Source organism: Promicromonospora sp. NPDC050262, from assembly GCF_040655935.1.
In the GTDB taxonomy this organism is placed as follows: domain Bacteria; phylum Actinomycetota; class Actinomycetes; order Actinomycetales; family Cellulomonadaceae; genus Promicromonospora.
Genome location: NZ_JBFAKX010000026.1, coordinates 13,706 through 29,093, shown reverse-complemented (window position 1 = coordinate 29,093; position 15,388 = coordinate 13,706). Strand labels below are relative to the sequence as shown.

The 15,388-nt window shown below is 72.0% G+C and carries 16 protein-coding genes; 11 read left to right on the top strand and 5 right to left on the bottom strand.

Annotated features, from left to right (window positions below; all coding sequences use genetic code 11):
- Positions 1-164: 164 nt before the first annotated feature.
- Both AB0I29_RS25670 and AB0I29_RS25665 read right to left on the bottom strand, forming a co-directional pair.
- On the bottom strand, positions 165-938 hold the full coding sequence (locus AB0I29_RS25670) for an ABC transporter permease (RefSeq protein WP_357486871.1): 774 nt from the start codon (positions 936-938) through the stop codon (positions 165-167).
- Entirely contained in the window at positions 935-1,840 is a 906-nt protein-coding gene (locus AB0I29_RS25665) for an ABC transporter ATP-binding protein (RefSeq protein WP_357486911.1), read from the bottom strand. Before AB0I29_RS25665 ends, AB0I29_RS25670 begins: the two co-directional genes overlap by 4 nt.
- Before the next feature lie 322 nt (positions 1,841-2,162).
- Here AB0I29_RS25665 and AB0I29_RS25660 point away from each other — a divergent pair, with 322 nt between their 5' ends.
- From AB0I29_RS25660 to AB0I29_RS25615, 10 genes are all read left to right on the top strand, one after another.
- On the top strand, positions 2,163-2,954 hold the full coding sequence (locus AB0I29_RS25660; RefSeq protein WP_357486869.1) for a helix-turn-helix domain-containing protein: 792 nt from the start codon (positions 2,163-2,165) through the stop codon (positions 2,952-2,954).
- Positions 2,954-4,390, top strand: coding sequence for a Fe-S cluster assembly protein SufB (sufB, locus tag AB0I29_RS25655; RefSeq protein ID WP_285101956.1), 1,437 nt, complete (start codon positions 2,954-2,956; stop codon positions 4,388-4,390). Before AB0I29_RS25660 ends, sufB begins: the two co-directional genes overlap by 1 nt.
- 1 nt (position 4,391) lies before the next feature.
- Positions 4,392-5,609, top strand: coding sequence for a Fe-S cluster assembly protein SufD (gene sufD, locus AB0I29_RS25650; protein ID WP_357486867.1), 1,218 nt, complete (start codon positions 4,392-4,394; stop codon positions 5,607-5,609).
- Positions 5,606-5,950, top strand: coding sequence for a non-heme iron oxygenase ferredoxin subunit (locus AB0I29_RS25645; RefSeq protein ID WP_357486865.1), 345 nt, complete (start codon positions 5,606-5,608; stop codon positions 5,948-5,950). Before sufD ends, AB0I29_RS25645 begins: the two co-directional genes overlap by 4 nt.
- Before the next feature lie 32 nt (positions 5,951-5,982).
- Positions 5,983-6,753, top strand: a complete 771-nt coding sequence (gene sufC / locus AB0I29_RS25640) for a Fe-S cluster assembly ATPase SufC (RefSeq protein WP_285101959.1) — start codon at positions 5,983-5,985, stop codon at positions 6,751-6,753.
- Between the two features lie 30 nt (positions 6,754-6,783).
- Positions 6,784-8,115 carry a cysteine desulfurase gene (locus AB0I29_RS25635; RefSeq protein ID WP_285101960.1) on the top strand — a complete coding sequence of 444 codons (1,332 nt, stop codon included), beginning with the start codon at positions 6,784-6,786 and terminating at the stop codon, positions 8,113-8,115.
- A gap of 31 nt (positions 8,116-8,146) precedes the next feature.
- Positions 8,147-8,626 carry a Fe-S cluster assembly sulfur transfer protein SufU gene (sufU, locus tag AB0I29_RS25630; protein WP_285101961.1) on the top strand — a complete coding sequence of 160 codons (480 nt, stop codon included), beginning with the start codon at positions 8,147-8,149 and terminating at the stop codon, positions 8,624-8,626.
- A gap of 10 nt (positions 8,627-8,636) precedes the next feature.
- Entirely contained in the window at positions 8,637-9,014 is a 378-nt protein-coding gene (locus AB0I29_RS25625; protein WP_020012947.1) for a metal-sulfur cluster assembly factor, read from the top strand.
- Between the two features lie 219 nt (positions 9,015-9,233).
- The gene (locus tag AB0I29_RS25620; protein WP_357486861.1) at positions 9,234-10,514 is read left to right on the top strand and encodes a hypothetical protein; all 1,281 of its coding nucleotides are present in this window, start codon (positions 9,234-9,236) and stop codon (positions 10,512-10,514) included.
- A 108-nt stretch (positions 10,515-10,622) separates the two neighbouring features.
- On the top strand, positions 10,623-11,798 hold the full coding sequence (locus AB0I29_RS25615) for a sulfotransferase (protein WP_357486859.1): 1,176 nt from the start codon (positions 10,623-10,625) through the stop codon (positions 11,796-11,798).
- Between the two features lie 73 nt (positions 11,799-11,871).
- Here AB0I29_RS25615 and AB0I29_RS25610 read toward each other — a convergent pair whose 3' ends face one another.
- Positions 11,872-12,876, bottom strand: a complete 1,005-nt coding sequence (locus AB0I29_RS25610) for a DJ-1/PfpI family protein (protein WP_357486857.1) — start codon at positions 12,874-12,876, stop codon at positions 11,872-11,874.
- Between the two features lie 105 nt (positions 12,877-12,981).
- On the opposite strand from AB0I29_RS25610, the gene AB0I29_RS25605 reads away from it, so the two are divergent.
- Positions 12,982-13,620 carry an HD domain-containing protein gene (locus AB0I29_RS25605; RefSeq protein ID WP_357486856.1) on the top strand — a complete coding sequence of 213 codons (639 nt, stop codon included), beginning with the start codon at positions 12,982-12,984 and terminating at the stop codon, positions 13,618-13,620.
- A gap of 48 nt (positions 13,621-13,668) precedes the next feature.
- Here the strand turns inward: AB0I29_RS25605 and AB0I29_RS25600 are convergent, their stop codons facing one another.
- Positions 13,669-14,394, bottom strand: a complete 726-nt coding sequence (locus tag AB0I29_RS25600; RefSeq protein WP_357486854.1) for a MerR family transcriptional regulator — start codon at positions 14,392-14,394, stop codon at positions 13,669-13,671.
- A gap of 161 nt (positions 14,395-14,555) precedes the next feature.
- The gene (locus tag AB0I29_RS25595; protein ID WP_285101967.1) at positions 14,556-15,383 is read right to left on the bottom strand and encodes a nuclear transport factor 2 family protein; all 828 of its coding nucleotides are present in this window, start codon (positions 15,381-15,383) and stop codon (positions 14,556-14,558) included.
- Positions 15,384-15,388 lie beyond the last annotated feature (5 nt).

Below are 15,388 nucleotides of genomic sequence, written 5' to 3'. Positions count from 1 at the left end.
TCGGCAGTTGGCATCGAGATCGGCACAGCCCTGTGCCGATCTCGATGCCAGCTGCCGACAGCGCGGTGCCGACTGCTGAACCCCGTGGGCCAACTGCCGACCGTGAGGGCGGGGCGTCAGGCGGCGCCTGTCGAAGCCACCCGCCCGTCAGCGCCAGCCTTCCGTCAGTGCCAGCGGAAGAGGCGGGCCGCGCCCGCGCCGAGCGCTGCGGTCCAGGCCAGCAGCACCACCACGGAGAACGGGGGCACCGCGCCGTACAGCAGCGCGCCGCGCATCGCCTCGCCCAGCGCGCCGGACGGCAGCAGCACCGCGACGTGCGACAGCGGACCCGCGAGCTGCTGGGCGGGCAGCAGCACGCCGCCGCCCACGGTGAGCAGCACGAGCACGAGGTTGGCCACGGCCAGCACGCCCTCGGCGCGCAGGGTGCCGGCGAGCAGCAGGGCCAGGGCCGTGAACGCGGCGGTCCCGAGCAGCCCCGCGCCGACGACGGCGGGCAGCGCCCCGAGCTCCGGCCGCCACCCGAGCGCCACCGCGACGCCGCAGATGACGACCACCTGCACGACCTCGACGGCGAGCACGCCGAGCACCTTGCCGGCCAGCAGCCCGGACCGGCCCAACGGCGTGGTGGCCATCAGCCGCAGCACGCCGTTGCGCCGGTCGAAGGCGGTGGCGATCGCCTGGGACGTGAACGCCGTGGACATCACGGCGAGCGCCAGCACGCCCGGCGTCACGAAGTCGACGCGCGAGAACCCGTGCGTGTCCAGGTCGATGAACGACGTGCGCACCAGGGCGAAGAGCACCAGGACGGGCAGCACGATCGTCACGAGGAGCTGCTCGCCGTTGCGCAGGATCGCGCGCGTCTCGAACGAGGCCTGGGCGACGATCCGGCGCGCGACCGGCGCGGCGGCGGGCTCGACCCGCGCGGTGGGCGCGCTCATCGCAGGTGCCTTCCGGTGAGGTCGAGGAACACGTCCTCGAGGGTGCGGCTGCCGGTGGTGACCGACCGGGCCAGCACGCCCTGCCCGGCGAGCCATCCGGTGACGGCGGCGACGGCCGCCGGGTCGACGGCCCCGGTCAGGGTGTAGACCCCGGCCTCGCCCTCGCTCGCGTCCCAGGAGCCCGGCAGCGCGGACCGCAGGGTCGCCAGGTCCAGTCCCGGCGAGGCCTCGACGCGGATCGAGCTCGGGCCCGCACCGCTCCCGGACGTCAGCTCGCGGACGCTCCCGGAGGCGATCACACGGCCGTGGTCCACGACGTGCACATGGTCGGCGAGGTCGGCGGCCTCGTCCATGAGGTGGGTGGTCAGCACGATGGCGACGCCGTCGGACCGCAGCTCGCGCACGAGGTCCCAGACGGCACGCCGGCTCTGGGGGTCCATGCCGGCGCTCGGCTCGTCGAGGAACACGACGTCGGGCCGCCCGACCACGGCCGCGGCGAGCGCGACACGCTGCCGCTGCCCGCCCGACAGGCGGCGCACCGTAGTCCGCGCGAAGCCGTGCAGGCCGAGGCGTTCGGCGAGCTCGTCGACGGGGCGGGGTGCGGCGTACATGGCGGCGACGTGCCGCAGCAGCTCCAGGGCGCGCACCCCGGTGGGCAGGCCGCCGTCCTGCAGCATGACGCCGACGCGGGGGCGCAGCGCCCGGGCGTCCGCCACAGGGTCGTGGCCCAGCACGCGGACGGTGCCTCCGTCGGGGGAGCGCAGGCCCTCGCAGCACTCGATGGTGGTCGTCTTGCCCGCTCCGTTGGGGCCCAGGACGGCGGTGACGGCGCCCTGGCGGGCGGTCAGGTCCAGGCCGTCGACGACGGCGCGGCCGTCGTAGCGTTTGACGAGTCCGCGCACCTGGACGGCGACCTCGTGGTCGGCACCGGCGGGGCTGGCTGTGGCGGCGTCCGCGGTGGCCGCCTGGGCGGGGTCGATCGCGGGCGCGTCGGACAGGGGCACCGCACAATCGTAGGCGGCGGCGCGCGCGGACGACGTCGTCCGGCGTGGCCTGGGCGTGGACCTCGCGTGTGAGATGTGTCGCGATCGCCACCAACTGAGGGTCGCCTTCCTTGCGCATCTCGAATTAGGGAACAAGGATGTTCTCAAAAGCATTGCGTCTACGAAGGCGTGCAAACGGGGCGAAGCATGCCCGTGGACCGACGTGAGGGAGGTGACCAGCATGAGCGCACCGGCACAGGCACCCGCCGGGCACGTGGCGAGCCACCACGCGGCGACCCACGAGACCGACGGCACCACGCGACGGCGCGTGCTCGAGCTCGTCGCCTCCCGCGGACCGGTCACGGCGGGCGCGCTGGCAGCCGTGCTTGAGCTGACGGCCCCGGCCGTGCGCCGGCACCTCACGCTCCTGGAGGAGGACGGCAAGATCACCGTCCACGAGGCCACGCCGTCGGGCACCCCCCGGCGCGGGCGCCCCGCGCGGCGGTACGTCGTCACGAGCGGCGGCCAGTCCGAGCTGGCGGGCGGTTACCAGGAGATCGCCCGGCAGGTGCTGCGGTTCCTCAAGGAGACCGGTGGCAGCGAGGCGGTGGCCGGCTTCGCCAAGGAGCGGTTCGACGCCGTCGCGCGCAGCTACGCACCGCACCTCACGGCGTCCGACGCCGAGGGTCGCGCCGCCCAGCTCGTCCAGCTCCTGTCGGCGGACGGCTACGCCGCCTCCGTGCGGCCGGTGCCGGCGCCGCTGACCGGCCCCGCGGCCGGTGTCGTGGCGCCCGCCGTCCAGCTCTGCCAGGGGCACTGCCCGGTGCAGCACGTGGCCGAGGAGTTCCCCGAGCTGTGCGAGCAGGAGGCCCGCGCGTTCAGCGAGCTGCTGGGCTCGCACGTCCAGCGGCTGGCGACCATCGCCGGCGGCGCACATGCTTGCACGACCAACATCCCCGTGAACGTCTCCGCCCACCAGGGCGCGGGCGTCCCGAGGTCCTTCCCCGCGACGACCCCCACCGAAGGAAAGTGATGAGCGCAGAAACGCAAGCGCCAGAGCAGCGCTCCGACGATGAGATCATCGCCAGCATCGGCTCTTACGAGTACGGCTGGCACGACAGCGACGCCGCGGGCATGTCCGCGCAGCGAGGCCTGAGCGAGGAAGTGGTCCGCAACATCTCGGCGCTCAAGAGCGAGCCCGAGTGGATGCTGAACCAGCGGCTCAAGGCACTGCGCCTGTTCGGCAAGAAGCCGATGCCGAGCTGGGGCTCCGACCTGTCGGGCATCGACTTCGACAAGATCAAGTACTTCGTGCGCTCCACGGAGAAGCAGGCCACGTCCTGGGAGGAGCTGCCCGAGGACATCAAGGCCACGTACGACCGGCTCGGCATCCCGGAGGCGGAGAAGCAGCGTCTCGTCGCCGGTGTCGCCGCGCAGTACGAGTCCGAGGTCGTCTACCACCAGATCCGCGAGGACCTGGAGGAGCAGGGCGTCATCTTCGTCGACACCGACACCGGCCTGCGCGACTACCCGGAGCTCTTCCAGGAGTACTTCGGCACGGTCATCCCGTCGGGCGACAACAAGTTCGCCGCGCTGAACTCGGCCGTCTGGTCGGGCGGCTCGTTCGTCTACGTGCCGCCGGGCGTGCACGTGGAGATCCCGCTCCAGGCCTACTTCCGGATCAACACCGAGAACATGGGCCAGTTCGAGCGCACGCTGATCATCGCCGACGAGGGCTCGTACGTGCACTACGTCGAGGGCTGCACGGCGCCGATCTACACGTCGGACTCCCTGCACTCGGCCGTCGTCGAGATCGTCGTCAAGAAGAACGCGCGCGTTCGCTACACGACGATCCAGAACTGGTCGAACAACGTGTACAACCTCGTGACCAAGCGGGCCACGGCCGCCGAGGGCGCCACCATGGAGTGGGTCGACGGCAACATCGGCTCGAAGGTCACCATGAAGTACCCGGCGATCTACCTGCTGGGCGAGCACGCCCGCGGCGAGACGCTGTCCATCGCCTTCGCGGGCGAGGGCCAGCACCAGGACGCCGGCGCCAAGATGGTCCACGCGGCGCCGAACACGTCGTCGTCGATCGTCAGCAAGTCCGTGGCGCGCGGCGGCGGCCGCACGTCGTACCGCGGTCTGGTGCAGGTGCTCGAGGGTGCCACCCACTCCGCGTCCAACGTCCTCTGCGACGCGCTGCTGGTGGACCAGATCTCCCGCAGCGACACCTACCCGTACGTGGACGTCCGCGAGGACGACGTGTCCATGGGTCACGAGGCCACAGTCTCGCGGGTGAGCGAGGACCAGCTGTTCTACCTCATGTCCCGGGGTATGGAGGAGACCGAGGCCATGGCCATGATCGTGCGCGGGTTCGTCGAGCCCATCGCGCGCGAGCTGCCCATGGAGTACGCACTCGAGCTCAACCGCCTCATCGAGCTGCAGATGGAAGGGTCCGTCGGCTGACATGACTCTCACGACCGATCACTCGCGCGCTGTTGCCGACGGCGCCCACTCCCACGGCGCCGTCAAGCCCCAGGGCTCGCGAGCAGAGCGCCTCACGTCGTTCTCCCTGGAGGACATCCCCGTGCCGAACGGCCGCGAGGAGGAGTGGCGCTTCTCCCCGGCCGACCGCCTCCAGCCGCTGTTCCAGGCGGACCTGGGCTCCTCGGGCGTCACGGTCCAGGTGACCGCCGCGCCCGAGGTCAAGGTGGAGACCGTCGCCCGCGACGACGCCCGCCTGGGCACCGCCGGCAAGCCCGGCGACCGCACCGCCGTGACCGCGTGGAACGCCTTCGAGCAGGCCACCGTGGTGACGATCCCGGCCGAGGCCGTGGCCTCCGACGTCACCTCCGTGCGCCTGGAGGGCGTGTCGACCGACGCGACCGCCGCCCACGTGCTGGTCCGCGCGGAGCGGCACTCCGAGGCCGTCGTGGTCATCGACCACAACGGCGTCGGCTCGCTCGCCGAGACCGTCGAGATCGTGGTCGAGGACGGCGCGCACCTGACCGTCGTCAGCGTGCAGGACTGGGCCGAGGGTGCCGTGCACGCCTCGTCGCACCGCGCCCGACTGGGCCGCGACGCGAAGCTCAAGCACGTCGTGGTGACGTTCGGCGGCGACGTCGTGCGCATCACGCCGGACGCCGAGTTCACCGCCGAGGGCGGCGACGTCGAGATGGTGGGCCTCTACTTCGCGGACACCGACCAGCACCAGGAGCACCGCCTCTTCGTGGACCACGCGGTGCCGGAGTGCAAGTCCCGTGTGACCTACAAGGGCGCCCTGCAGGGCTCCGGCGCGCACACCGTGTGGGTGGGTGACGTGCTGATCCGCGCGAACGCCGAGAACACCGACACCTACGAGCTCAACCGCAACCTGGTCCTCACGGACGGCGCGCGCGCGGACTCCGTGCCGAACCTCGAGATCGAGACCGGCGAGATCGCCGGCGCGGGCCACGCCAGCGCCACCGGTCGCTTCGACGACGAGCAGCTCTTCTACCTCCAGGCCCGGGGCATCCCCGAGATCGAGGCCCGTCGTCTCGTCGTGCGCGGCTTCTTCGCCGAGCTCATCCACGAGATCGGCGTCCCGTCGGTCGAGGAGCGCCTGCTGGCCTCCATCGAGGCCGAGCTGGAGAAGTCGATGAGCGTCATCACCGGGGCGCCGGCCGCCGAGGCTCCGACCGCATGACCGCGCAGCTGGCCTGCATGACCGACGACCTGGGACCGGAGGAGGCGATGCTCGTGGAGCTCGACGGCGCCGACGGCGCCCCGGTCGCGGTCGCGGTGGCCCGCGACGCCGACGGCAACTTCCACGCCATCTCGGACGTCTGCTCGCACGGCGCCGTCTCGCTGTCCGACGGCGAGGTCGAGGGCTGCCTCGTGGAGTGCTGGCTGCACGGCTCCCAGTTCGACCTGCGGACCGGCATGCCCGTCCAGCTCCCGGCGGTGCGCCCCGTGCCCGTCTACCCGGTGACCGTCGACGGCGAGCGTGTGCTCGTCGACATCGACGTGACCGTCCCCGTCTCCTGAACCACTGACTTCGCAACCCTGGAGTAACAGATATGCCCACCCTCGAGATCCGCGACCTGCATGTCAGCGTCGAGACCAAGGAAGGCCCCAAGCCGATCCTGCGCGGCGTCGACCTGACGATCGCCAGCGGTGAGACCCACGCGATCATGGGCCCCAACGGCTCGGGCAAGTCCACCCTGGCCTCGGCGCTCGCCGGCCACCCCAAGTACACCGTCACCTCGGGCACCGTCACGCTCGACGGCGAGAACCTGCTGGAGATGACCGTTGACCAGCGCGCCCGCGCCGGCCTGTTCCTGGCCATGCAGTACCCGGTCGAGGTCACCGGCGTCTCCGTCGCGAACTTCCTGCGCACCGCCAAGACCGCCATCGACGGCACCGCCCCCGCCCTGCGTACGTGGGGCAAGGAGGTCAAGGGTGCGATGGAGAACCTGCGCATGGACCCGGCCTTCGCCGAGCGCTCCGTGAACGAGGGCTTCTCCGGCGGTGAGAAGAAGCGCCACGAGATCCTGCAGATGGAGCTCTTCAAGCCGCGCTTCGCCATCCTCGACGAGACCGACTCGGGCCTCGACGTCGACGCGCTGCGCATCGTGTCGGAGGGCGTGAACCGGGCCAAGGACAACACCGACATCGGGATCCTGCTCATCACGCACTACACGCGGATCCTGCGCTACATCAAGCCCGACTTCGTGCACGTCTTCGTCGACGGCAAGATCGCCGAGGAGGGCGGTTCCGAGCTGGCCGACCGCCTCGAGGAAGAGGGCTACGACAAGTACGTCGGCGCGAACACGACGGTCTCGGCCTGACCGACCGCTGAGGCACTTCGAGGGGACATGATGACCACCACCGCCACCGTGCGACCGGGCGACCCGGCGTTGCAGGCTGCCGAGAGCGGATCGCTCTCCACCACCGAGCTCGCCGCCGTCCGGGCGGACTTCCCGCTGCTCGAGCGCACGGTGCGGGGTGGCAAGCCCCTCGTGTACCTGGACTCCGCCGCGACGTCCCAGAAACCCCAGGTGGTGCTGGACACCGAGGTGGACTTCTACGAGCAGCGCAACGCCGCGGTCCACCGCGGCGCGCACCAGCTCGCCGAGGAGGCCACCGAGGCGTTCGAGCAGGCGCGCGCGGCGGTCGCCGCGTTCGTGGGCGCCGACGAGGGCGAGATCGTCTGGCAGCCGGGGGCCACCGCGGCGATCAACGTCGTGGCCTACGCCTTCTCCAACGCGACCCTGGGTCGCGGGGGAGAGGCAGCTGCGCGGTTCCGGCTCGCGCCGGGCGACGAGATCGTGGTCACCGAGGCGGAGCACCACGCCAACCTCGTCCCGTGGCAGGAGCTGGCCGCCCGGACGGGCGCCGTCCTGCGCTGGATCCCGGTGGCCGACGACGGCCGGCTCGACCTCTCGGGCCTCGACTCGATCGTCACCGAGCGCACCCGCGTGCTGGCCTTCGGGCACGTGTCGAACGTGACCGGCGCGATCGCGCCCGTCGCCACGCTCGTCGCGGCGGCCCGCCGGGTCGGCGCGCTCACCGTGCTCGACGCGTGCCAGTCCGTGCCGAACATGCCCGTGGACCTCCACGAGCTCGGCGTCGACTTCGCCGCGTTCAGCGGGCACAAGATGCTCGGCCCCACCGGCGTCGGCGCCCTGTACGGGCGGCGCGAGCTGCTGGAGGCCATGCCGCCCACCGTCACCGGCGGGTCCATGGTCGAGGTCGTGACCATGGAGGCGACCACCTACGCGCCGCCGCCGCAGCGGTTCGAGGCGGGCACCCAGATGGTGGCCCAGGCCGTCGGCATGGGCTGTGCGGCGGAGTACCTCGGGGAGCTCGGCATGGCGGGCGTGGCCCGGCACGAGACCGAGCTGGCCGCCGAGATGCTCAAGATCGCCGACATCCCGGGCGTCCGGGTGATCGGCCCGCTCGACACGGCCGACCGGCTCGCCGTGGTCTCGTTCGTGGTCGACGGCGTGCACGCGCACGACGTCGGGCAGGTGCTCGACGACAAGGGCATCGCCGTGCGGGTGGGGCACCACTGCGCGCAGCCGCTGCACCGCCGGTTCGGCGTGGCCGCCACGGCGCGCGCCTCGGCGTCGGTCTACACCACGGTCGAAGAAGTTGTGGCGTTCCGGGAAGCGTTGGCGGGGGTCCGCGCGTTCTTCGGAGCAGAGTGATTTCTTCGGTGAGATCTAGAAAGGCAGCGTCGTGAGCACGCTCGAGCAGATGTACCAGCAGGTGATCCTGGACCACGCGAAGTACCCGGTGGGCCGTGGGCTCGTCGACCTCGCGTCGGTGGAGGGACACCTCGCGGGGGAGTCGCACCAGGTGAACCCCACGTGCGGTGACGAGGTGACCCTCCGGGTCGACGTCACGCCGGAGGGGTCCGTGGCGGGCGTCTCGTGGGAGGGGCAGGGATGCTCCATCTCGCAGGCGTCCGTGTCGGTCATGACCTCGCTCGTCGAGGGCGCGGACCTCGACGAGGTGGCGCGGCTGGACGGCCTGTTCCACGACCTGATGTCGTCCCGCGGCAAGGGCCTGGGCGACGACGACGCCGAGGACGCCCTCGGCGACGCGACCGCCTTCACCGGCGTCTCGCAGTACCCCGCCCGGATCAAGTGCGCGCTGCTCGGCTGGGCGGCGCTCAAGGACTCGCTGGCGCGCAGCGGCGCGCTGGCCACGAGCTGAGGAGAGACCGATGACTGAGGCGAGCACCGACGTCGGGCAGGATGCCCCGGCCGCTCCGGCCGAGGGCGTAGGCCCCTCGCCCACCACCGTGGTGGACGTCGAGGAGGCCATGCGCGACGTGATCGACCCCGAGCTGGGCATCAACGTCGTGGACCTGGGCCTGATCTACGGCATCCAGGTGGACCAGAACAACCACGCGACCATCGACATGACGCTCACGTCGGCGGCGTGCCCGCTGACCGACGTCATCGAGGACCAGAGCGCCCAGGCGCTCGAAGGTCTCGTGGACGGGTTCCGCGTGAACTGGGTCTGGATGCCGCCGTGGGGTCCGGAGAAGATCACGGACGACGGCAAGGAGCAGCTGCGGATGTTGGGCTTCAACGTCTGAGCCGAAGGCGCTGCACGGTATGACCGGCGATCTTGCCCCGGGTCCTCAGGGCCCGGGGCATTGTCGTGCCCGGGCCCGGTAGTTCCACGGCCCGGAACCCGGGCAGGAATCCTGGGGTGGTGAAAAAGGCCTGATACGTTCTATTTGTCGCTATCGTCTGTGTGGTCTGGGAAATCTCGCCCTGGCCCTTGGCGGAAGAGGACGATGACGGATCCGAATGTGACTGTGGCTGCGCGCGGCCCGGGCTCGGTGCTGGCAGGCTCGGCCTCCGGCGGGTACCGGATGCGCCTGTACGACCCTGAGACCGTCCCGGTGCTGGGCGACGTGCTCTCGGCGCGCGACATCGACGCCGCATGGTCCGGCCTGCGACAGGAGTGGGGAGACGCCCTTCCGGTCGATCTCGGGTCGGGCGCGCGCGCCTGGCTGGTGGGCGGGTACCAGACCATCGTCATGCTCGCCCGGGACTCCAGCATGGTGACCACGGACACCGGCGCCTGGAACGGAGAGCCCGGATCGTTGCCCACCTCGTTGCGGGCGTCGTTCCGGCCCTGGTTCGGGCAGCGGGTGGAGACGGCGTCGGGGCCGGTCCATGCCCGGTTGCGCGGTCCGTTGGACGAGGTGCTCGAGGCGGTCGACGCGGCCGAGGTCGGCCGCGTCACCCGTGCGGCGTGCGAGCAGGTGCTCGACGAGCTCGGTCGCGGGGACGGAGTCGACCTGATGCACGACTACGTGGTCCCGGTGACTCGTCTCGCCTTCGGCACGGTCCTGGGGCTGGACCCCGCCACCGGTCGCCAGGTGTTCGAGATCGCCGACGCCCTCGCGGCGGGAGAAGGAGATGCCGCGAGCGTCGACGAGCTGAGCTTCGTGCTCGGCGGGCAGGTCATGGGGCGCGACGCCAACGGCGGCCCGACGCCGTCCGGCCTGCTCGCGCAGCATCCCGCCTACGAGGGCACCGACGAGGCGGTCGCCGGGATGCTGTCCGTGGTGACCGGGGCGAGCCAGGGCCTGCAGGCCTGGCTGGGGCAGGCGCTGCTGCTCGCCCTGAGCGACGAGCAGTTCGCCCGGCGGCTGGCCGGCGGGCGGCTCGGGACCGACGAGGCGCTGGACGAGGTCCTGTGGGACGCGTCGCCGGTGACGATCATGGCGCCCCGGTTCGCCGTGAAGGAAGGTCACCTGTTCGGCGACGGCGCGTACGTCGAGCGCGGGGACGCCGTCCTGCTGGCGGTCGGGGCAGCGGCCTCGGACCCGAGCATCCGTGGCGAGGGCACCTGGGACGGGCTCGGCAACCGGGCCCACCTGGCCTGGGGCGCGGGCGCCCACCGGTGCCCCGCGCCCCGGCAGGCCCGGCTGATCGTCCGCACCGCGGTCGAGACGCTCCTGCGCCAGGTCGAACCCGTGCTCACCACCGGCGCCGAGCAGATCCGCTGGGCGCCCGACCTCCGCTACCGCCGCCCCGCGTCGCTACCGGTCACGCTCCGCCCCACCGGCCTGGCCGGCTGACCTGCCCGCACGTCCACACCGAGCACGTCCACACCGAGCACATCTACATACATCCCCGGAGGACCACCAGTGAGTCGCACTTCCCGCACGACCCGCGTGCTGAATACCGTGCTTGCCCCTGTCATCAAGGGCCACCAGGACCCGGACGCGTCCTGGGCCAGGACGGTCGCGCAGGTCGAGAAGGAGGCCGGGACCGCCGACCCCCGGTTCGCCGCCGAGCTCGCGGTGATCGTGCGGGCGGCGGCCGAGATGCCGCGGCTGTCGCCGCTGGGCTGGTACCTCATCACCGCCGACGTCAAGGCCCGGTACGTCAACCGGCTGCGGATCGACCGCATGCTGGCCGAGCACCCGGAGATCGCTGACGAGGAGATCACCGCACCGGTGATCGTGTGCGGGCTGCCGCGCACCGCCACGACCCTGGCCCACCGGGTCCTGTCCGCCTCGCCCGACCACCGCGCCCCGCTGCTGTGGGAGATGCAGAACACCGGCCTGGACGACCCGCGGTCCGCCCGGAAGCTGATCAAGCAGCTGCAGCAGGGCGCGGCCATGATGGAGAAGTTCGCGCCCGACATCCCGCACATCCACCCGATCAACATCGACAAGCCCGAGGAGTCGATGTTCATCCTGCCGCACGGCAGCCACTGGCCGATCCTGCACGGCCTCATGCCCTCCTACACCGCATGGGCCGCCGGGCGTGACGTGACCGGTGACTACGAGTACCTGAAGCGGGCGCTGCAGGTGCTGCAGCACGGGCGACCGGCCAAGCGGTGGGTCCTGAAGTACCCCGCGCACCTGGAGGACATGGACGTCATCCGCAAGGTGTTCCCCGACGCGACGTTCGTGTGGACCCATCGTGACCCGGTCACGGTCATCGGGTCGTTCTGCAGTCTGGTGGAGACCTTCTGGGGGATGTACCAGCACGACACCGACCGCCGGGAGATCGGGAGGTTTGCCCTGGACCACCTGTTCACGCAGGTCGAGCGCGGCCTGGAGCTGCGCCGGAGCCTGCCGCCGGCCTCCATCGTGGACGTGCCCTACCACAAGCTGTCCGCCGACCCGTTCACCGAGGTGCCCCGCCTGTACGCCGCGATCGGAGCGACCTGGACCACCCGCGACCAGGAGAACCTGGCCGACGTGGTCGCCAAGCCCAAGGGCACCCCCTCGCACCAGTACGACCTGTCCCACTACCTCGACCCCGCCGAGGTCGAGCAGACGTTCGCGCCGTACAACCGGCTGCTGGACCGCCTCGACATGCGCGACGCGGAGGCGGCCGTGGAGCTCTGACCGGCGCTGCTGCCCGGCGTCGCGACCCGGCGCGGCCCCGCCGCCGACAGGCGATCCGCTCGCGACCCGAGGGTCAGGCAGGTTCCGGGCCGCCCGGCGGGTCCGGCGACCGCAGCGCCGTCGAGAACCGGCGCTGGTAGGCGGCGGGGCTCGTGGACAGCTTCCTGGCGAAGACCCGGCGCAGGCTCTCGTAGCTCGGGAACCCGGCGAGGGCCGCGGCCCGGGTCGCGGTGTGCCCCTGGTCGAGCAGGGCCCTGGCCAGGTCGAACCGGATGTCCTCCACGTAGCGGGCCGGAGTCGTGGACAGCTCGTCGCGGAAGAGCCGGGAGAGGTGCCGGGTGCTCACGCTGAGGTGCCCGGCGAGGTCCGCGAGGGAGTACCGCCCGCCGGGGTCGGCGACCACCAGGTCGGTGATGGTGCGCAGCGCAGGGGAGCGGGGCGGCTGAGCCCGGAGCGGCGCCGAGAACTGGGACTGGCCTCCGGCGCGCTGCATGTAGACCACGAGGGAGCGCGCGACGTCGCGCGCGACGTCGGCGCCGTGGTCCTCCTCGACGAGGGCGAGCGCCAGGTCGATCCCGGCCGTCACGCCCGCGGAGGTCCAGGTGGTGCCGTCGCGGACGTAGATGGCGTCGGGGTCGACGCGGCACGTCGGGCACCGGGCGGCGAGCTCGTGGGTGACCTTCCAGTGCGTGGTCGCGCGTTTCCCGTCGAGCAGGCCGGCGGCCGCCAGGACGAAGGCACCGGTGCAGACCGACGCGACCCGGCCGGCCGTCGCGGCCGGTACGCGCGCGGCGTCCGCCAGGTCGCGGGGGACGCGGGCACGCGGATAGATGTCGGCGCCGGGGACCAGGAAGGTGTCGGCGGCCTCGCCGGCGGAGACCGGTCCGTCGACGGGGATCCGCACCCCGATGTTCGAGGTGACGTCCGCGCCGTCGGGGGAGACGAGCGTCAGCCGGTAGTCGGCGCCGAGCCGGTTCGCCTCGGCGAACGCCTGCGCGGGGCCCGCGAGGTCCAGCAGCGTCACACCGTCGTAGACGAGGATCGCGACGTGGTGCGGTGGTGCGACGGGCGTGGGCACCGTCCATTGGTAGCACACGACGGAGCGGCGTCCCTGTCCGGATATCGGGGGTTCCTGGCCGGTCGAGGGCGGCGCCCGGCGGGGTGCGGGGCACAGCATGAGGGAATGCAAGAGCTCACCGAGGGGCCGGAGATTCCCCGGACGGCGGTGGTCGCCGAGGCGACCGAGCGCGTCCGGTCCATGATCAGCCCCGTCATCTACCACCACTCCCGCCGGGTCTACCTGTTCGGCCTGCTGCACGCGCGCCGGCTCGGCCTCCGGCCGAACCGGGAGCTGCTGTACGTGTCGGCGATGTTCCACGACGTCGGCCTGGCCCACCCGTTCTCGGAGGCCGAGCAGCGCTTCGAGGTCGACGGCGCCGACCACGCGCGGCGGTTCCTCGTGGACAGCGGCTTCCCGGTGTCGGCCGCGGAGACCGTCTGGGCCGCCGTCGCGTTGCACACCACCCCGGGGATCCCCGGCCGGATGGCCCCGGAGATCGCGGTGACGCAGCTCGGCGTCCTGACCGACGTGCTGGGGTTCGGCCTCGACGAGCTGGACCCGCACCAGGTCGAGGAGATCGTCGCGGCGCACCCGCGAGGTGACTTCAAGAACGAGTTCCTGCGCGAGACCGTGGAGGGTCTCCGGCACCGGCCCGAGACGGCGAACGGCACGGTGAACGCCGACATCCTGGAGCACTTCATCCCGGGTCTCCGGCTGACGACGACGGTCGAGCGGGTCCTCGGCTCGCCGTGGCAGAGCTGAAGGAGAGCACGCGCGCGCAGGTGCCGGACCACGTCGCCGCGGCGACGGTCATCGGCCGCCGCTCGGCCCCGCACTCAGCTCGTGCGCCCGGCGCAGCACGTCGAGCTGGGCCGAGCTGTACAGCGCCTGCAGGGCCTGGCCCACGGCGTTCCGCGCGGCCTCGGCCTGGCGCGGCGTCGCGGCCCGGGGCTCCATCGTCACCGACGTGTTCGCGCCGACGAACGGGGCCATCCGCTCGGCGAGCGCCTGCCGCGTGGCCTCGTCCGCGTCCGCGGGCAGGTCGCGGAAGGCCTCGTCGAGCGCCTCGTGGGGGTTGGCCCGCAGGAGCTCGCTCAGCGCGGCCATCGACTCCGTGGTGAACAGCTGCGCGTAGATCGTCAGGAGCGCGCGGTCGTTGTCACGCAGGCGGTGCGCGACGCCGTGGAACGCCGTGGGGACGTCGGGCGTCGCGCCCGGCTGGGCCAGCGTGGCCAGCTCCTGCCGGATGCCCTGGATCCGTTCGACCGTCGCCGCGAGCTCGGCGTCGATCTCCTGGAACACGGAGGGGTGTCCGCCGCCCGCCGTTTCCAGGTCCGCGACCTGCGCCAGCGACAGGCCCAGGCCGGTCAGCCGCTTGATCTGCAGGAGCCGCGTCAGGTGGCGCACCTCGTAGCGCTTGTTGTAGCCGTTGGGCTCGCGCTCTGGCTCCTCCAGCAGGCCGATCTCGTGGTAGTACCGCACGGTCTTCACCGTCGTGCCCGACAGCTCGGCGACCTCGCGCGTGCTCCAGCTCATCGTGCGCGGCGCTCGCCGAACGGCCGTGAGCTGTCGACGTCAGGTACTGAGGTGCGCACGATGAACGATCCTTCTCTCGCAGGCGGATCGAGGTGATCCACCTCCCAGTGGACACTGTGCCGTAGGGGCAGAGGCAAGCGCTCGACGTCGCGCCCAGGGCATCAGCCGCGCAGCGGGGGATTCGAGTCGTCGTAGATCCGGGCCGCGGTCAGCAGACCCGATGCGCCGCGCACGTACACCGCGACACCGGCCTCGGGCGGCAGGTCGGTCACGCCCCACCGCACCACGTTGTACTCCAGCGCGCAGGCGCGCCCGTCGTCGGTCACCGTGCAGTGCTCCAGCGGGATGCCGCCGCCGTTGGAGAAAAACGACGTGAACAGCGCGCGCAGCTCCTGGGTGCCGCGGTGCACGTACTGCCCGCCGGCAGGCTCGCGCACGCTCGCGTCGGGTTCGAAGGCCGCGACCGTGGCCTCGACGTCGCCGGCCGCCAGCGCCCGCTGGTACTCGCCCACCACGTCGGGCTCCGTCGCCCTCTCGTCGGGCTGCAGCAGCGGCGGCCGGTTGGCGTGCGACCCGGTGATCGGCCAGGTGCTGAAGTAGATCCGCAGCTCGTGCAGGCCGGCGTCCGACCGCTCGGTGACGATCGCGACGGGGAGCCCGACCCGCCGCTGCCCGACGTCGTACCACAGCACCACCTCCTCGACCGTCCGGTGCGGGGTGACGACGAGGTCGACGTCCTCGACGGTGAAGCCCGCTGCGCGCAGCTGCTCGCCCGTGGTCTCGACGAACCACCGGAACGCGTCGCGTCCCCTGATCCTGCCGCGCACCGGGTGGTGGAGCTCGGGCTCGCCGGCGAAGGACGCGATGAGGGCATCCACCTGGCCCGACGCGATGCCGTCGAAGAACGAGATCGCGACCGGGGGCGACTGGCGTCGCTGGGACAGCTCCGCGACGTACTTCGCGGAGAAGTGCTCGGGTAGCCAGGGCATGGGTT

What these genes read in the sequence shown, in the direction of transcription:
- AB0I29_RS25670 (WP_357486871.1), bottom strand. Translation starts at nt 938, where the DNA reads ATGAGCGCGCCCACCGCGCGGGTCGAGCCCGCCGCCGCGCCGGTCGCG.
- AB0I29_RS25660 (WP_357486869.1), top strand. Translation starts at nt 2,163, where the DNA reads ATGAGCGCACCGGCACAGGCACCCGCCGGGCACGTGGCGAGCCACCAC.
- sufB (WP_285101956.1), top strand. Translation starts at nt 2,954, where the DNA reads ATGAGCGCAGAAACGCAAGCGCCAGAGCAGCGCTCCGACGATGAGATC.
- sufD (WP_357486867.1), top strand. Translation starts at nt 4,392, where the DNA reads ATGACTCTCACGACCGATCACTCGCGCGCTGTTGCCGACGGCGCCCAC.
- AB0I29_RS25645 (WP_357486865.1), top strand. Translation starts at nt 5,606, where the DNA reads ATGACCGCGCAGCTGGCCTGCATGACCGACGACCTGGGACCGGAGGAG.
- sufC (WP_285101959.1), top strand. Translation starts at nt 5,983, where the DNA reads ATGCCCACCCTCGAGATCCGCGACCTGCATGTCAGCGTCGAGACCAAG.
- AB0I29_RS25635 (WP_285101960.1), top strand. Translation starts at nt 6,784, where the DNA reads ATGACCACCACCGCCACCGTGCGACCGGGCGACCCGGCGTTGCAGGCT.
- AB0I29_RS25625 (WP_020012947.1), top strand. Translation starts at nt 8,637, where the DNA reads ATGACTGAGGCGAGCACCGACGTCGGGCAGGATGCCCCGGCCGCTCCG.
- AB0I29_RS25605 (WP_357486856.1), top strand. Translation starts at nt 12,982, where the DNA reads ATGCAAGAGCTCACCGAGGGGCCGGAGATTCCCCGGACGGCGGTGGTC.
- AB0I29_RS25600 (WP_357486854.1), bottom strand. Translation starts at nt 14,394, where the DNA reads ATGAGCTGGAGCACGCGCGAGGTCGCCGAGCTGTCGGGCACGACGGTG.
- AB0I29_RS25595 (WP_285101967.1), bottom strand. Translation starts at nt 15,383, where the DNA reads ATGCCCTGGCTACCCGAGCACTTCTCCGCGAAGTACGTCGCGGAGCTG.